Raw genomic sequence first — 14,756 nt, 5'->3', positions numbered from 1 at the left:
GCTTTTCGTCGACCAGAAGGAGTGAGCAGCAGCTATGGCATCGCTGTCTGATCGCGGTCCCGGCACCTCCCGACCCGGAAGCAAACCGTGGGAGCGGGCCACACTGACCGACACACCGAGCACGCCTGACCCGCGTACCCCGGCCGCGCCTCCGCGGTCGGTGAGCGAGGCCCCACCGGTACACACCAGCCGGGAGGCTGCGGTCGCAGGTCTTTCACCGAAGCCGGTGCCGAAACCGGTACCGCGTCCGATCCCACAGAACAAGCGCGGGAGGCGCTCTCGGCTGGCGATCTGGGGTGCACTGGCAGCGGCCAGTCTGCTGCTGGGTGTGGCCGTCGGTGCCGTGTCGTGGGTGTTGTCCCCCGACTCCAACGACCAGGCGTCGTTCGCGGCCGGAATGTCGTCGATGCTCTCCACCTCGGAGGCACCCGCGACCACAACCGAGCCGCCCACGTCCACCACCCCGGCCCCGGCCGCGCCGCCGCCGTGTGTCGAGTCCCGGACCGGTGGCGTCGTCACCGGTGCCGGACCGGGCGGGTTCGGTTCGGGCCCGGACGCGATCCTCGGATTCGACTACGCCTACTACGTCACGCGCAGCGGAGCCGCCGCGCGTGCGTTCACCACCCCCGACGCCGCGGTCGGCAGCGCAGAACTGTTGCAGAGCGCCGGAATCGACACCTTCCCGTCCGAGACCACGCACTGCCTGCGCATCACCCCGAGAAACCCCGACGAATACACCGTCGAGCTCACCCATGCCGTCCCCGGCGCAGAGCCGGAGACGTGGACCCAGATCGTACGAACACGAACCAACGGTGATCGGACCCTCATCACCTCGATCGTCGACATCACCGAAACGGAGAACTGATGAAGGCCACCCGATTCACCTACGCCGCAATGGCTTTACTGGGGTCCGTCGCGATCACAGTGAGCGCAGGGACCCAGGCTGCAGCGCAACCGATCACCACGCCCCCCGACACCACCGCGCCCTCAGCCGACTCCACCACCAACGCTCCGTGCGCGCTGCTGCACGTCGTCGTCACGCAGGGCACCACCGAGTCCACCGAAGGGTCCATGCCGAAACAGGACTCGGGCACGCTGTCGGCGGCGATCCTTCCGGTCCTGGCCGAGTTCGGTGGAACCACCTCGGACAAGTTCGACCGCACCTACGTGCCGTACCCGGCCGACTACGGCTTCACCGGAACCTCGTACAAGGACTCGGCCGCACGCGGAGTCGAGAACGCCGCGAAAATCATCGCCGACGAAGCCGCTCGCTGCCCGAACACCAAGTTCGGGCTGCTGGGGTACTCGCAGGGCGCGGCAGTTGCCTCGGAGCTGCTCCGGCTGATCGGCGCAGGCCAAGGTCCGATCCCGCCCGCACGGGTCGCGATGGGAATGCTCTACTCCGATCCCACCCGTAAGCAGGGCGACGGCATCTTCCCCGGTGCACCTTCCCAGGAACACCCCGCACCTGCACCCGGTACCCGCGGCGCGGAGGTGACCAAGCTCGAAACGCTGCCCACACCGCCATCCGACGGAGGCGGCATCGCACCCCTCGCCGCGCAGACCCCGGCCTCGTTCGGGTCCCTGACCGGCCGAGTCGCATCGGCCTGCGCGAGCGGCGACATCGCCTGCGATACACCCGCCGACGCCCCGCTGGCCCGTCTGGTGACCAACGTCAGCGGCCAGATGAACCTCGACGCCCAAGATCCCATCGGGGTGCTGTGGTCGGCCGCGCAGGTCATGGGCACCACCGCGCTCAAGATGGGCGTCGACGTCGTCAACGAAGACATCACCAGCAGCGACGGCACCACCCGCGGCCTGGACTACCGGCCGGGAGATTCCCTGAGCAACCGTGCCGCTGATGCCTCCAACCCGACACACGAGGTCGATGCTTTCGCCGCGATCGACAAAGTCCTCGGCATCGGAATCAACACCGCGGTCACGTTCGCCAAAAAAGTCCTGACGATGGACAACATCGCGCAACTGGCCACCGTCGGCCTGACCAATCCGCCGGCCGCACTGGCGCTACTGGGAGCCAAAGCAGCCGAGGCTGCTCTGCAGCTGGTTCCGGCGAACATCACCGACAAGACGACCACGGCCGTGTCGAAGATCGTGCAGAACGAACTCACCGACAACAAGGGCCTGATCAAGATGGCCACCGACGTCAAGTACTGGGCGGTGCGCGCCAATCACGAGTCCTACCAACGTGATGCGGTCACACCGTCGGGCGGAACCTGGCTGAGCTTCGCCTCGGACTGGATCACCGCGCTGGTCAAGGATCTCGAAAGCGGATCGACCGCCCCCACTGCGGACAAGGACGCCTTCGCACGCACCGTTCCCGTCGACGGGCAGGGCTCCTACCAAGGCCTTCCCGGTCTGCAGTTCCAGGTCGGCGCACAACCGTCCACAACCTCCACCGCCTTCGATCCCTGGGCCGAGTCCTCGTCGACGCTGACAACGCCGACCTACACCCCGCAGGCGGCCACCGACGCCGACAGCACGAGTACTGCGACCACGTCGGCGGCCCCGTCGGGCGATGCGTTCCCGATGGAGTTCCCCGCTGCCGCTCCCGACGACTCCTCGTGGCTGACCCCGTCCAACTGATGGCGAACCCAGTAAGGACCACCCGATGAGCACCGACTGGAAAGACGGCCTGATGGCCGATCGGACGAGTCCCGACATCGACGACGTCGACACGACGTCCACACCGGTCGGGCCACGACCGGCGTTCGGGCAGATCGATCTGGACCGCAACACCACCGCGGTGGTGATGTTGGGGCGCGGCGACAGAACGCAGCCGCCGCGCCCCTCGTCGGCGTCCGCGTTGGAGATCGACGGTGTCCGAGCTGCTCCGATGTCGGGGTGGCGACGCGCCCTGTACGCGTTGTCTCTGCGCACGATCAACGCCGGCGAATCGCCCGCGGACAAACGTGCACGTGAGCTCGACGCGCAGATCGCCGCCCCGGTGCGCACCGATCACAAGATCACCGTGGCAGGACTCAAAGGTGGGGTGGGAAAGTCGACCGTCTCGGTCGTGCTGGGCCACGCTTTCGCGGACGTACGCACCGATCGGGTGTTGGCCATAGACGCCAACCCCGATGCCGGTGTCCTCGCCGAACGCATCGCAGCGATCGCGCCCCGCACCGAGCATCCACCGACGATCTACGACCTGCTCGCCGCCCCGCGTACCGATCGCTACGCGGACGTACGCGAACACACCCTCGAAGCCGAGACCGGTCTGCAAGTTCTCGCCTCACACGATGATCCGGAGCGCTCGGAAGCGCTGAGCGAGAACGACTATCGGCGCGTGATCGAGATCCTCCAAGACCACTTCCAGGTGCTGCTGTCCGATTGCGGCACCGGCATCACCCACCCCGCGATGGCGGGAGTACTCGACCTGACCGACTCTCTGATCGCGCCCACCAAGCTCGACGTCTCGGCGGTCACCAGAACCAACGCGCTGTTGGATTGGTTGGACGCCCATCACTACTCGCACCTGGTGCAGCGGTGCGTGATCGTCGTCTCCCGGATGTCGAGCAGCTCGAAGACACCGTTGACCGACCACCAGCTACAGGAGTACTTCGGTGACCGCGTCCGCGCGGTGGTGACCATCCCGTTCGACCCGCACCTGGACGAGGGCGCGGAAATCCACTGGAATCGACTGCTTCCCGCGACACGGGCGGCGTATCGCGATCTCGCGCAACTGATTGCAACGGACTTCGCCGCCGGATGGCAGAACCGGAACCAAGCAGAGCGGCCCACGCTGTGAGCGCCATGGCATGGGCGGCCGCCGACGACTCCCGGGAGCCGGGACGCTCACACAGGTTGATCACCCCGCCGCCTGCAGAGCGGTGCATCGACGTCTGGCCCGAGCCGGTCTACGCACCCACCGACCGGGCTGTGCCCTCGTGGTGGCTCGTCGGTGGCCACGGAGGAGCCGGAGTGTCGATGCTGACCGCCTCGTGGTCGATCGCCGGCGATGCGATGGGCGCGTTCCCGGCCGGCTTCGAGCAGGAATCGCCGTTCGTGGTGGTGGTCGCTCGTGAATCCGCATGGGGAATCACCCGAGCTCACGACCTCCTCACCCAACATCTGTCCGGCTACGGCGGCGCAACCACTCTGGTCGGACTCGTCACCGTCGCAGCATCACCGAGCCGACTCAAAAGCGAGCTGCGCCAACGCCTCGAAGTGGTCGCCGGGCTCGTCGACGACCATCACTGGCGAATCCCGTGGATCGACACCTGGAACGAACTGACACCCGATGAGCTCCCGTTCTGGACTCCCGGAGATCCCACTCCCACCGGACGCAAACGCGAACCACCCGACCGAGCCGTACCGCGCGAGGTCGCGGACGTTGCCGACGCCATCCGCACCACCATCATCTCGATCCTCCAGACCAACCCATAAGAGAGCGAAACGCCATGCTGATCAACACATTCGACGCAGTCCACACCACGATCCTCGCCGTCCCGCAGCCCGATCCAGTACCCCCGCCCGGAGGCGACCGGATATGGCGCATGATCGGCGTCGCCCTCTGGATCCTCACCGGCGGCGCTGTCCTGGGAGTCATCGTCGGCGGCGGCGTGATGTGGTTCGACCACGCGGCCGGCAACGGGGCGATGGCCGGTAAAGGCATCAAGATCGTCATCGGCGCTCTGATCGGCGCGCTGATCATGTCGCTCTCAGCGTCGTGGGTCACCTGGGTGATGACATGAGAGCAACGGTGCTCGCTCAACCGGCACCACCCTCGCAACCACTACCACCCGAGGTCACCGAACCGCTCGACCAGCTTCTCGGCTACGGGATGTGGATCGTCGGAGCCGTGCTGGTGACATCACTGATCACCGCAGGCGGCATGTTGTGGTGGCTCTTCGCCACCTCGACACCCCTTACCCGGACCGTGCGCAAAATCCTGTGGATCCTCGCCGCCGCAATCGCCGCCAGCTCGGCGGGCGCACTCGCGGGCTTCGCTCTCTCATAACGCAATCCGAATCGGAGACCCTTCATATGAAACGCCACCTCACCGCCGTAGCAACTGCATCCGCGCTCCTCGCCCTTGCCGGCTGCGGATCCGACGAACCCGCAGCCGACACCACAACGAGCTCGACGAGCGCAGCCGTCGACACCTCGGCCGCGCCGGCGGACGTGCACTGGGAGACCTGGCGGGGAGCCTCCTTGCCGACCTCGAGCACGGACGGGCCGCGTGAGGTGGCCGGCGACGTCGCAACCGGCTACACCCCGACGCCGCAGGGCGCGGTCCTGGCTGCAGCGCAGGGAATCACCAGACTGCGCCTGGCACCGGACAATTCATGGCCCGATGTCGTCAATGCGGTGGCAGCGCCCGGCGTCGGCCGCGACACCTACGCCATCAACCGCGCCCAGGTCTCCATTACCGATCCAGCGCCGGACGGAACCGAAGCACGCCTTCAGGGCTTCGAGGTCACCGACTTCACCGACGCCCGAGCGGCGGTCCGGCTGGCCGTCGAGCGCCCGGACGGCGCGCTCGTAGCCACCACCCACACCCTCGTATGGTCCGGAGACGACTGGAAGCTGCTACTACCTGCACCCGAAGACATCCCGAGCCCGGAAACACTCACCGCCACGACCGGATTCACCGACTTCGCGGCGGCATCATGAGCACCGGAAAAGACGGAGACGACAAGCCCGCCAAAGAGCGCAACCCGGTGTTGACCGGCGCGGCGCTGCTCGTCGTGGCGATCATCGTGATCTGCACCGTCGTCGCAGTCGTCCTGCGCGTGAGCGGTGACTCCGACGACAACTCGCCGGCTACCGAGACGCCCCGACCGACGGTGACAGCGCTTCCCTCCACCGGCCCCACGGCCGTCCCGAACACCGATGGCGCAATGCAGGGGCTCGGCACTCCGACCGTCGACCGCCTCGGCCGCCGGGTCGACATCCCGAAATGGCCCGGCGGGTGGGCACTGCCACAATCGCCGATCGACTACGGCCCCTACAACCCGGCCGTACCGGTTTCCGCTCCTGCTGGGGTGAGCTGGCAGAAAGTCAACGACGGAGCGATCGTCCCGTTCTCCACCTCGGACGGCCCGTCCACCGTGCAAGGTCTGACCGCGACCGGATTCGCTCGCACCCCTCAAGGCGCTGCCCTTGCGGCTGTGCAGATCGCGCTACGCCTGGGGTCGGCGAACAACGAGACCGCACGCGGGATCTACGACAACCAGACCGTCATGACCGCGGCACAGCGCAGCGAGCTGTACGCGCAGCTCGACGCCGAAGGCCCGTTCCATCGCGGTGCCACCGACGCCGCCCTGAGCTACCAAACCAAATCCGACGCCTTCCGGATCCTCGACTACGCCGCGGATCTCGCCGTCATCGAAACCGCCAGTCCCGCACAGAAAGCCGACAACGGGACCGCCCAGTGGTTGACCACCAGGTTGACGGTCACCTGGGTCGACGGCGACTGGAAGCTGACCTTCCCCGAGCAGCTCGGTGACCTCACGGGCACCGCCACCTCTCTGAGCGGGTGGACCCCATGGTGACGATGCGGCTACGCGCCGGACGGATCGTGCACGCTGTTCTCGCCGGGCTGGTCGTACTGATCGCGGCCGCGTCGCTCATAGGTGCGTTGGCTCAGCCGGCATCCGCGCAGGACACCGCCGTCCCGGCGATCCCGGCCGCACCGCAGGGCTACGAGCTCGTCGGTGCGGACGATCTGAAGGCGAACAACCTTCCCGCCGGTTCGATCACCCTCGGTGGTCTCGGAGGGACGGCCCCGAAACCGCTGCCTGCGGGCTACACGATGGTCCAACGCGAGCTGACCTGCATCACCGTTCCACTGAGTGGCGGACAATCGACGAAGTCCTGCCCCACGGTGACCTACGCAGTCCCCGAAGGGGGACCCACCGAAGCACCCCAGGCACCTGCATTGCCCGAAATCGGCGGCGGCGCACCGGGAGAAGGAACGTTCGGCTTCGACGAGCAGTGCGAGTCGATGACTCAGGACACCGGATCGTGGGCCAGCGTCTCGGGCGCACTGCGCAAGATCTTCGCCAACCCGGGCGAGCAGGTCTGCAAGCTCGCCAACGTCGTCTCTCACCCGGGCGATGCGCTGCAGAAGATGTGGGACTCCGCGTTCGGTGAGAACGTCAAATCCCTCATCGCCGGCGTCGCCGACGGCTGGGGCACGATGATCAACTGGTGGTTCACCACACCATCACCGGCATTGTCGGACGCGAACTACCTCACGGTGCTCCAGACCTACATGCTCCCCATTCAGGGTGCGGTACTGGTGATTTCGATATTCGTCGCCTGTATCCGCGTCGCCCTCGCGCAGTCCGGAAACGAGAACGCCGCGGCGATGGACCTCGTGCGCACGTTCGTCCGGACGATCACCTCGATGTCGCTGTTCGGAGTTGCCATCGGCCTGGCCATCCAGGTCTCGGACGGCATCAGCTTGTGGCTGCTCAGCGAATCGGGCGGCAACGACCTCGGCACCAAAGTCCAAGCGATGATGATCGACGACACTTCGACCTGGGGACCGGGCTGGGTACTGCTGATCGCCCTGTTCGGAATGCTCGGCGCACTGGTCCAGGTCGTGCTGCTGGTGGTCCGCATGGCGTTCCTGATGGTCATCGTCGGCGTCCTGCCCGTCGCCGCAGCGGCATCGGGCACCGAGATGGGTTCGCAGTCCTACGAGAAGATGCGCAACTGGGCGATCGCGTTCATCCTCTTCAAGCCCGCCTCGGCCGCGATCATGGCCACCGCGTTCTGGGCCGCAGACCCCAGCTCCGATGTCACCAAGCTCCAAGGCCTGATCTTGCTCACCGTTGCGGCAGTGGCACTTCCGGCCCTGCTGCGAGTACTGAACGTCTCGAGCGCGTCGTCCGGTAGCCCGATGGCACTGGCTGGCATGGCCGCGGGCGGAGCGGCTCTCGGCATGGCCGCCGTGAGCGGCGGGACCAGCGCCGCGGTCATGGGCGCAACCCGCGCAGTCAAATCGGTCGGCGGCGCAGTCACCCGCAGCCAGGGAGGCTACGGCGGCCGCGCCCCTGGAACCGGTGGCGGCGGAGGTGGCGGCGGAGGTGGCGGCGGAGGTGGTGGAGGTCGTGGTGGCGGCGGTGGCGCGCGCAGTCGCACGTCGAACGCTGGTTCCGGACCCTCTCGGGGCAACTTCGGTAGCCGTCCCGGTGGGCGGCGCATCCCCTCGATCTCAGGAGGCGTCCAGTCCGCCCGGGCCGGGATCTCGCGCGGCAGTCAGTCCCTCGACTCCATGGCTCACGACATCGCCGGCGATGTTCCGGGCCGGCCCTTCGCAACGAACGAGGTCATGAAGTGAGCACCAGCGCGCCCATGCGTCACCGTCAGACGTACATGATCGGCCCCGCGCCGAAGGAATCGTTCCTGCTGGGTCTGAACATCGCCGCGAGTATCTATCTCTTCGGCTGCGCGCTCGTGGGTGTGGGAGTGCTCTCGATCGCCGCCAACAAGCTCTACGCGCTCGCCTTCATCGGCGTCATGGCCGTCACCGCGCTCCCGCTGATTCTGCGGTTCCAACGCAAAACCATCTACCAGTGGGTCGCCCTGTACTCGCAGTGGCTGATCCACGTGTCGAAAGGCGAGAACTTGTACCTCTCCGGACGTTTCTCCCGCGTTCCCGGCGGCACCAACCGCCTGCCCGGCGTGCTCTACGACAGCGTCCTGCACGACGGCTGGGTCCAACATCAGTCACGGCAGAAGTTCGGGGTCATCGAGATGCCCAAGACCCACCAGTTCACCATCGTCATCGAATGCTGGCCGCAGGGCAACGAAGCGATCGACCAGGACGCAGTCGACAATTCGGTGTTCTCCTGGGGCGCGGCGGTGAACTTCATCTCCCAGACCGGCGACGTCGACGGCGTCACCGTCGTCATCGAGAACGGCCCCGAGTCCGGCAATCGGCTCAAACGTGAAGTGCGGTCGATGGCCCACGAAGACGGCTTCTACGGCGGCGAGCTGCCGGCACGCATGATGCTCGAGTCCGCGGAATACCTCCCCACCGGCACACCGCGTTTGTGGGCGCGGGTGGCCATCACCTACCGGGCCGCGACCGCGAGCCGACGCAAGGATCCGGGTGAGCAGATCAAGGAGCTGGCCCGGCGCATCGGCGGCGTACTGACCGTCCTCAACGAAGCACAGCTCAACCCGCGACTTCTCGCCTCGGAAGAGATCGTCTCGTTCGTCAAGCACGCCTACACCCCGGCCGCGCTCTACGATCTCGAACTTGCGGAAATGCAGGGCGGACACGATCTGGGCTGGGAGGACGCCGGCCCCCAAGCCCAGAAGGCGAACATCTCGAACCTCTTCCACGACGGCTGCTACTCCACGACATGGGAAATGGCCGAGCGCCCGAAGAACTCGTTCGTCGAGACGGTGCTGCGGCCACTGCTCGACCCCAACCCGGACGTACTGCGCAAGCGCGTGGCTATCTGCTACCGACCCCACTCACCGGCCGAAGCCGCGACCATCATCGGCCGCGACCTCAAACACGCCAACAGCGGCGTGAACAACCTGGGCAAGAAGGGCCCCAGTTTCGAGGCGCAACAGCGTTTGAAGAGCGTCGAGGAGCAGCTCGAAGAACAGGGCCACGGACACGGGCTGACCATGGTCGGGCTGTTGGTGACGGTGACGACACCCGACGGCGAGGACCGACCCAAGGCCGATTCGGTCACCAAGGATCTCGGCACACGATCCTCACTTCGGTTGCAGCGCTTGTGGTTCACCCAGGACACCGGATTCGCGGCGACCCTCGGCGTCGGCGTCCTCATGCCCTCACACACCAAGAACGTGGCGAAGAAGCTGGGAGCGTGAGATGAGCATCAAACGCCCCTGGCGACGCGCTGCCACTACCGCCTCCCACCGCGACCTCGGCCGCACCGCCGCACAACGTCAGCGCGAACGACACTGCGAGAGCGTCGATTCCGCACCGGTCGCCGTACTCGACGACAACGAGCGCCGCGAGCTCGAACGGGCCGCCGAATCTAAGAACATCGCCGTCTCTTGGCGGGCGCGCCTGCATCTCGGGCGTGACGCTGCAGCGCGGTCCAAGACCGTGGGACACAGCCGCGACGTAGAGACTTTGCGCGGCAACCACATGGGCCTGGCCGGACGGGGCGGCGGCAAAGCCGGACCGGTACTACCCCTGACCGAATTCCGTGCCACCACACTGCAAGCCGCCGGTATGTGGCCGTTCCCCGTCGGGGCCGGGGCACCGATCGTCGGTGTGCCACTCGGTGTGCACCTCTACACCGGAGCACCGGTGTGCTTCGACCCGCTCTCGTGGATGACCCGGGCCCGGTTCCTCCAACAGCCCTCGATGATGCTGCTCGGGCTGCCCGGCTTCGGTAAATCGACGTTGGCTCGCAAGATCATCCTCGGCCTGATCTACGCCGGAGTGTCCACCCTGATCATGGGCGACATGCGGCCCGACTACCGCAAACTCGTCGAGGCCCTCGGTGATCGAGGCCAGATCATCGACCTCGGCCTGGGCCGCGGGCAGATCAACCCCCTCGACATGGGGCCTCTCGCCCAGATCCTGGCGACCCTCGATGCCGCCGGCACCGACGCCGCCGACAAAACCGCGGCCCTGGTGCGCAAACGCATCGCGGGCGACCGAGTACGCCGGGTCAAGACATTGCTGCAGGTCACCCGCGGCAACGACCCGATCGGAGACTTCGAGATCTCCGCCCTCGGTGCCGCGATCCGCCTACTCGAAGAACGCTTCACCGGCGACGTCCAGCCGCTGCTCTCCGATCTCGCGGACGTCCTCGAGGAAGGCCCCGACCCGGTACGGCGGGCATTCAAATCCGACACCAACGCCGAGTACCGCGCCGACTCGAAGGCATTGCGGCGCACTCTCCACGCCCTGATCGACGGTGAGTTCGGTGAGGTGTTCTGCGGTCAGACCACCGTCCCGATCGACATCAACGCCGCTGCTGTCTGCGTCGACGTCTCGGGAATCGGCACGGCCGACAAGACCCTCAAGGGCGCGGTCCTGCTCGCCTGCTGGGAGCACGGCTTCGCGGCCACCGACGCCGCTCACTACCTGGCCGACGCCGGGTGCGGACCGCGCCGCAACTTCCTGGTCGTTCTCGACGAGATGTGGCAGGTGCTGCGTGCGGGCGTCGGCATGGTCGACCGCGTCGACGAACTGACCCGCCTGAACCGGGCTTGGGGTACCGCACTGTTGATGTGCACCCACACCATCAGCGACCTCGAATCCCTGCCCAACCCCGAAGACGTCGCGACCGCCAAAGGCCTGGTCGAACGCGCCGGAGTGCTGGTGGTGGGCGCATTGCCACGCAAGGAGATGGCGCGACTGTCCGACATCAAACCGTTCACCGACACCGAAATCGCCGACATCACCTCCTGGTCGTCGCCGAAGGCGTTGACCGGTGAGGCCGGCGCTCTGAGCGCTCCTCCCGGGCAGGGCAAGTTCATCGTCAAACTCGGTGAGCAAGGCGCACCGGGTATTCCGTTCCGGACCGTGCTCATGCCGTCGGAGGTCGAATCCGGTGTCCACGACACCAACTACCGGTTCACCTTCGTCGGCGACGACGCCGACGACTACGACGAGGTCGCGTGAGATGGCCAAACGGTTCTACACCACCGAGTTTCGCGACAAATGCCTCGCGCTTGTCGGCGAGCAGATGAAGACTGCGTCCTCACGCGAAGAGGCCGTCGTCGCTGTCGCTGCGGCACTGCAGATCCCGGTCACCACCCTGCGTAACTGGGTGCGCCACGAACGCGGTGCAGCACGCGTGAGCCAGTTCCCCGCCGACACCGAATTGGCCGTCCGCGAGCTCCGCGACCAAGTGACCATCCTGCAACGCGCTCTCGGCCGCGAAAGGATCTGAACCGGTGAAAAGCACCGCCGGCAAGGGGACGTTGGTCGGCGTCGCCCTGTTCCTGTCTCTGATCTTGGCGCTGGTGCTGCTGATGTTCCCCGGCGACGACGAACCGAAGGTCGGGGACTGCCTGCCCGGCGGCGCACCGATCGCGACGTTCCCCGCCGGCACCAAGGTCAAGCCGATGAAGGCCGGCACCTACCAGTTGACGTCCGGGTTCGGTCCGCGCTGGGGCACCATGCACGAGGGTCAGGATTTCGGATCGGCTGCAGGCGAACCGATCTACGCCACCGCCGATGGTGTGGTGTCCAAAGCCGGACCGGCAACGGGGTTCGGTGAGTGGATCGTCATCGACCACAACATCGACGGACAGATCATCTCGAGCGTCTACGGACATATGTTCCCCGACGACCTCGAGGTGACCCCCGGCCAACAGGTCCACGCAGGCCAGGAGATCGCGAAAGTCGGCTACAACGGCGAAGTCTCACCACCCGGACCGGGAGGCGCGCACCTGCACTTCGAGATCTGGCAAGGCGGCCACGACGCCGGCGAAGCCGTCGATCCAGCCCCGTGGATCGCCGCAGCATCCGAGCCCGACGCCCCCGCCGGGAGCCCGACCGCGCCGTCGCCGTCCCCCACAGCACCGGCCCCCGGCGGCGATCTTCCCCCGCTACCACCATCGGTCGGCTCCGAGGAGCACTGGCAGGTCGACACCGTTCGTCTGGCCCGAGCGGTCGCGCAGAAGTTCCCCGAGATCAAAACGATCGGTGGGTGGCGTCCATACGACGCCTACGACGATCACCCCAGCGGCCGCGCCGCGGACATCATGATCCCGGACTACGACACCGGTGCCGGCAAGGAGCTCGGCGATCGGATTGTCGAGTACCTGATGGCCAACAAGACCGAGCTGCACATCGAGTACCTCATCTGGCGTCAGACCTACATCCCCGCCGAAGGCTCCTCGAACCTGATGGAGGACCGCGGCTCCCCCACCCAGAATCACTTCGACCACGTCCACGTCACCACCGTCGGTGGCGGCATGCCCGACGCTCTGACCACCTACGGCCCGGCACCGGGCGCAGCAGGCAGCCCAGGGGCGGTCCCGACCCCGTGCGGGGTCAATCCCGCTGCGAGCGGCGGTGAAACCGATCTCGCACCCGGAAAAGTGCCCCCGGAGTTCGAGCCGTGGGTGATCAGGGCCGGCAACACCTGCCCGCAGATCCGCCCACCCGTCATCGCCGGACAGCTCAAGCAGGAATCGGGCTTCAACCCCCGCTCGGTCAGCCCGGACGGAGCCGAAGGACCGGCGCAGTTCATGCCCGGTACCTGGCCCGGCTACGGGCGCGACGACGACGGCAACGGCTCGGTCTCCCCCTACGACATCGGAGACGCAGTGATGGCCCAAGGCCGCTACATGTGCGAGATCGCCGGCCAGGTCGACGCCGGGATCGCCAACGGGTCCATCTCCGCCCCCAACGGCCCGCTCGAGCTGTATCTCGCCGCCTACAACGCAGGGTTCGGCGCGGTCCAGTCCTCCGGCGGATTCCCCACCGGCTCACCGGACTACGTCAACCAGACCCGCCCCTACGTCGACCTGATCCAGCAGTACGCCACCGAATTCGCCTCGATCGCCTGAGCACACGACACGACAACCAAGGAGATACCCGACATGGCCAAACGACGCAGCACCCACAACTCGGTCGCCGAATGGGAGACCGCGAAAAAGACGGTCAAGGACAACCTCGACGACCTGCGCGCGCTCGAGACCCACGGCGAGCTTTACGCGTGGGCGAAAGAGCACGACCTCGCCGTTCCAGGCCTGTTCCCGAAGTTCAAGACCGAACTGTCCAAACAGCTGGGCATCGACTACGACGCACTGCGCGAGCAGGCCTACGCCCAGCGCAGAGAGCAGATCGCCGCAGCCGCCGCGGACGGGCCGGTACTCGAGATGTGGACCGCGGCCGACGACGAAGTGTCCTCGTTCGCTATCTGCGGACCCGAAGGAGCCGTCGTCACCTACAACACCTTTCACCCCGACGACAAGCTCTACCGCAATGGCGACCAGGACTCGGCCGACCTCTCGGTAGCGCAGCACGCGGTGTTCGTCGCCGGCCAAGCCCGCGAGGAACTCGACGTCGAGGCAGTCCGGCTGATCCTGCACGTGCTCAACCACGAAGTCGCGGCCGACGACCCGGCTCTGGAGCGAACCGCGCTGCGCGCCCGAGTACACGTGAGCATCGAAATCGACCAGGACAACCCGGCGGCGGAATGGTGCCGCGAGAACGGCTACAAGTCCTGGCGAGAGACGAACCTGACCACCCTCGTCGTCGACGAACGGATCGCAGGATGAAACGCGGGCAGCTCATCGCGATCAGTGCGGTGTTGGTGTTCGTCGTGGCCGTCGCCGCCGCCGTGATCACCCTCGTCAAATTCAGCGGCACCGACGACAGCCGCGGCCCGGCCACCGACGCCCACGTGCACCTCGACGAGGACCGCGGCTCCGATCCGGACGCCGTCGCCGAAGCGGCTCTGGCGGCGATGTTCTCGTGGCAACCGGCAGTCGATCCCTCCCCCGCTGCCGCCGTCGGACGCGCACAGCGCTGGCTCGGCGGGCAGCTCGCCGCCGACGCCGCACAACCGGCCGCGACCGGGGTCCGGCCCCTGCCGCAGTGGGCGGGCTGGCGCGACTCCGGGGACATCATCACGGCCACAGCACAATCGGGCGAAGCAATCAGCGCCTCCGGCACCCGGCAGGTACTCGACGTCGCACTCACCCAGACCGTCCTGCACCGCGACGGAAGCACCACCCCCTACCGCGACTACAGAGTCCGGGCAGTCGTCGAAAAGAACTCCCACACATGGCAACTGACCGAATACAACCTGGCACCGAAATGA

At 66.9% G+C, this 14,756-nt stretch carries 15 protein-coding genes; all 15 read left to right on the top strand.

Going from position 1 to position 14,756, the window contains the following annotated elements; genetic code table 11:
- Nucleotides 1-34 precede the first annotated feature (34 nt).
- The 15 genes from AYK61_RS26100 to AYK61_RS26030 are packed head-to-tail and all read left to right on the top strand — an operon-like array spanning nucleotide 35 to nucleotide 14,756.
- Nucleotides 35-865, top strand: coding sequence for a hypothetical protein (locus AYK61_RS26100; RefSeq protein WP_121873778.1), 831 nt, complete (start codon nucleotides 35-37; stop codon nucleotides 863-865).
- Entirely contained in the window at nucleotides 865-2,604 is a 1,740-nt protein-coding gene (locus AYK61_RS26095; RefSeq protein ID WP_121873777.1) for a cutinase family protein, read from the top strand. Before AYK61_RS26100 ends, AYK61_RS26095 begins: the two co-directional genes overlap by 1 nt.
- Nucleotides 2,605-2,629: 25 nt before the next feature.
- Nucleotides 2,630-3,769: a MinD/ParA family protein gene (locus AYK61_RS26090; protein WP_121873776.1), complete on the top strand. Its 1,140-nt coding sequence runs from the start codon at nucleotides 2,630-2,632 to the stop codon at nucleotides 3,767-3,769.
- Nucleotides 3,766-4,407, top strand: coding sequence for a hypothetical protein (locus tag AYK61_RS26085; RefSeq protein WP_147458417.1), 642 nt, complete (start codon nucleotides 3,766-3,768; stop codon nucleotides 4,405-4,407). Before AYK61_RS26090 ends, AYK61_RS26085 begins: the two co-directional genes overlap by 4 nt.
- Nucleotides 4,408-4,421: 14 nt before the next feature.
- The gene (locus tag AYK61_RS26080) at nucleotides 4,422-4,715 is read left to right on the top strand and encodes a hypothetical protein (RefSeq protein WP_121873774.1); all 294 of its coding nucleotides are present in this window, start codon (nucleotides 4,422-4,424) and stop codon (nucleotides 4,713-4,715) included.
- Nucleotides 4,712-4,981, top strand: a complete 270-nt coding sequence (locus AYK61_RS26075) for a hypothetical protein (RefSeq protein ID WP_121873773.1) — start codon at nucleotides 4,712-4,714, stop codon at nucleotides 4,979-4,981. Before AYK61_RS26080 ends, AYK61_RS26075 begins: the two co-directional genes overlap by 4 nt.
- A gap of 26 nt (nucleotides 4,982-5,007) precedes the next feature.
- The gene (locus AYK61_RS26070) at nucleotides 5,008-5,637 is read left to right on the top strand and encodes a hypothetical protein (protein ID WP_121873772.1); all 630 of its coding nucleotides are present in this window, start codon (nucleotides 5,008-5,010) and stop codon (nucleotides 5,635-5,637) included.
- Nucleotides 5,634-6,518: a hypothetical protein gene (locus AYK61_RS26065; protein ID WP_121873771.1), complete on the top strand. Its 885-nt coding sequence runs from the start codon at nucleotides 5,634-5,636 to the stop codon at nucleotides 6,516-6,518. The genes AYK61_RS26070 and AYK61_RS26065 overlap by 4 nt, the downstream gene beginning before the upstream one ends.
- Complete coding sequence (locus AYK61_RS26060) at nucleotides 6,512-8,314, top strand: hypothetical protein (protein ID WP_147458416.1); 1,803 nt, start codon at nucleotides 6,512-6,514, stop codon at nucleotides 8,312-8,314. The genes AYK61_RS26065 and AYK61_RS26060 overlap by 7 nt, the downstream gene beginning before the upstream one ends.
- Entirely contained in the window at nucleotides 8,311-9,825 is a 1,515-nt protein-coding gene (locus AYK61_RS26055) for an SCO6880 family protein (protein WP_121873769.1), read from the top strand. Before AYK61_RS26060 ends, AYK61_RS26055 begins: the two co-directional genes overlap by 4 nt.
- 1 nt (nucleotide 9,826) lies before the next feature.
- The gene (locus AYK61_RS26050; RefSeq protein ID WP_121873768.1) at nucleotides 9,827-11,599 is read left to right on the top strand and encodes a hypothetical protein; all 1,773 of its coding nucleotides are present in this window, start codon (nucleotides 9,827-9,829) and stop codon (nucleotides 11,597-11,599) included.
- Nucleotide 11,600: 1 nt separating this feature from the next.
- Nucleotides 11,601-11,870 (top strand): hypothetical protein, encoded by a 270-nt coding sequence (locus AYK61_RS26045; protein ID WP_121873767.1) that lies wholly within the window; start codon nucleotides 11,601-11,603, stop codon nucleotides 11,868-11,870.
- A gap of 4 nt (nucleotides 11,871-11,874) precedes the next feature.
- On the top strand, nucleotides 11,875-13,497 hold the full coding sequence (locus tag AYK61_RS26040) for a M23 family metallopeptidase (protein ID WP_259468303.1): 1,623 nt from the start codon (nucleotides 11,875-11,877) through the stop codon (nucleotides 13,495-13,497).
- A 33-nt stretch (nucleotides 13,498-13,530) separates the two neighbouring features.
- Nucleotides 13,531-14,211 (top strand): hypothetical protein, encoded by a 681-nt coding sequence (locus AYK61_RS26035; protein ID WP_121873766.1) that lies wholly within the window; start codon nucleotides 13,531-13,533, stop codon nucleotides 14,209-14,211.
- On the top strand, nucleotides 14,208-14,756 hold the full coding sequence (locus tag AYK61_RS26030) for a hypothetical protein (protein ID WP_121873765.1): 549 nt from the start codon (nucleotides 14,208-14,210) through the stop codon (nucleotides 14,754-14,756). Before AYK61_RS26035 ends, AYK61_RS26030 begins: the two co-directional genes overlap by 4 nt.

This window comes from Rhodococcus sp. SBT000017 (assembly GCF_003688915.1).
Classification (GTDB): Bacteria; Actinomycetota; Actinomycetes; order Mycobacteriales; family Mycobacteriaceae; genus Rhodococcoides.
The sequence above is the reverse complement of the archived record's forward strand: the minus strand, read 5'-3'. Positions and strand labels throughout refer to the sequence as shown.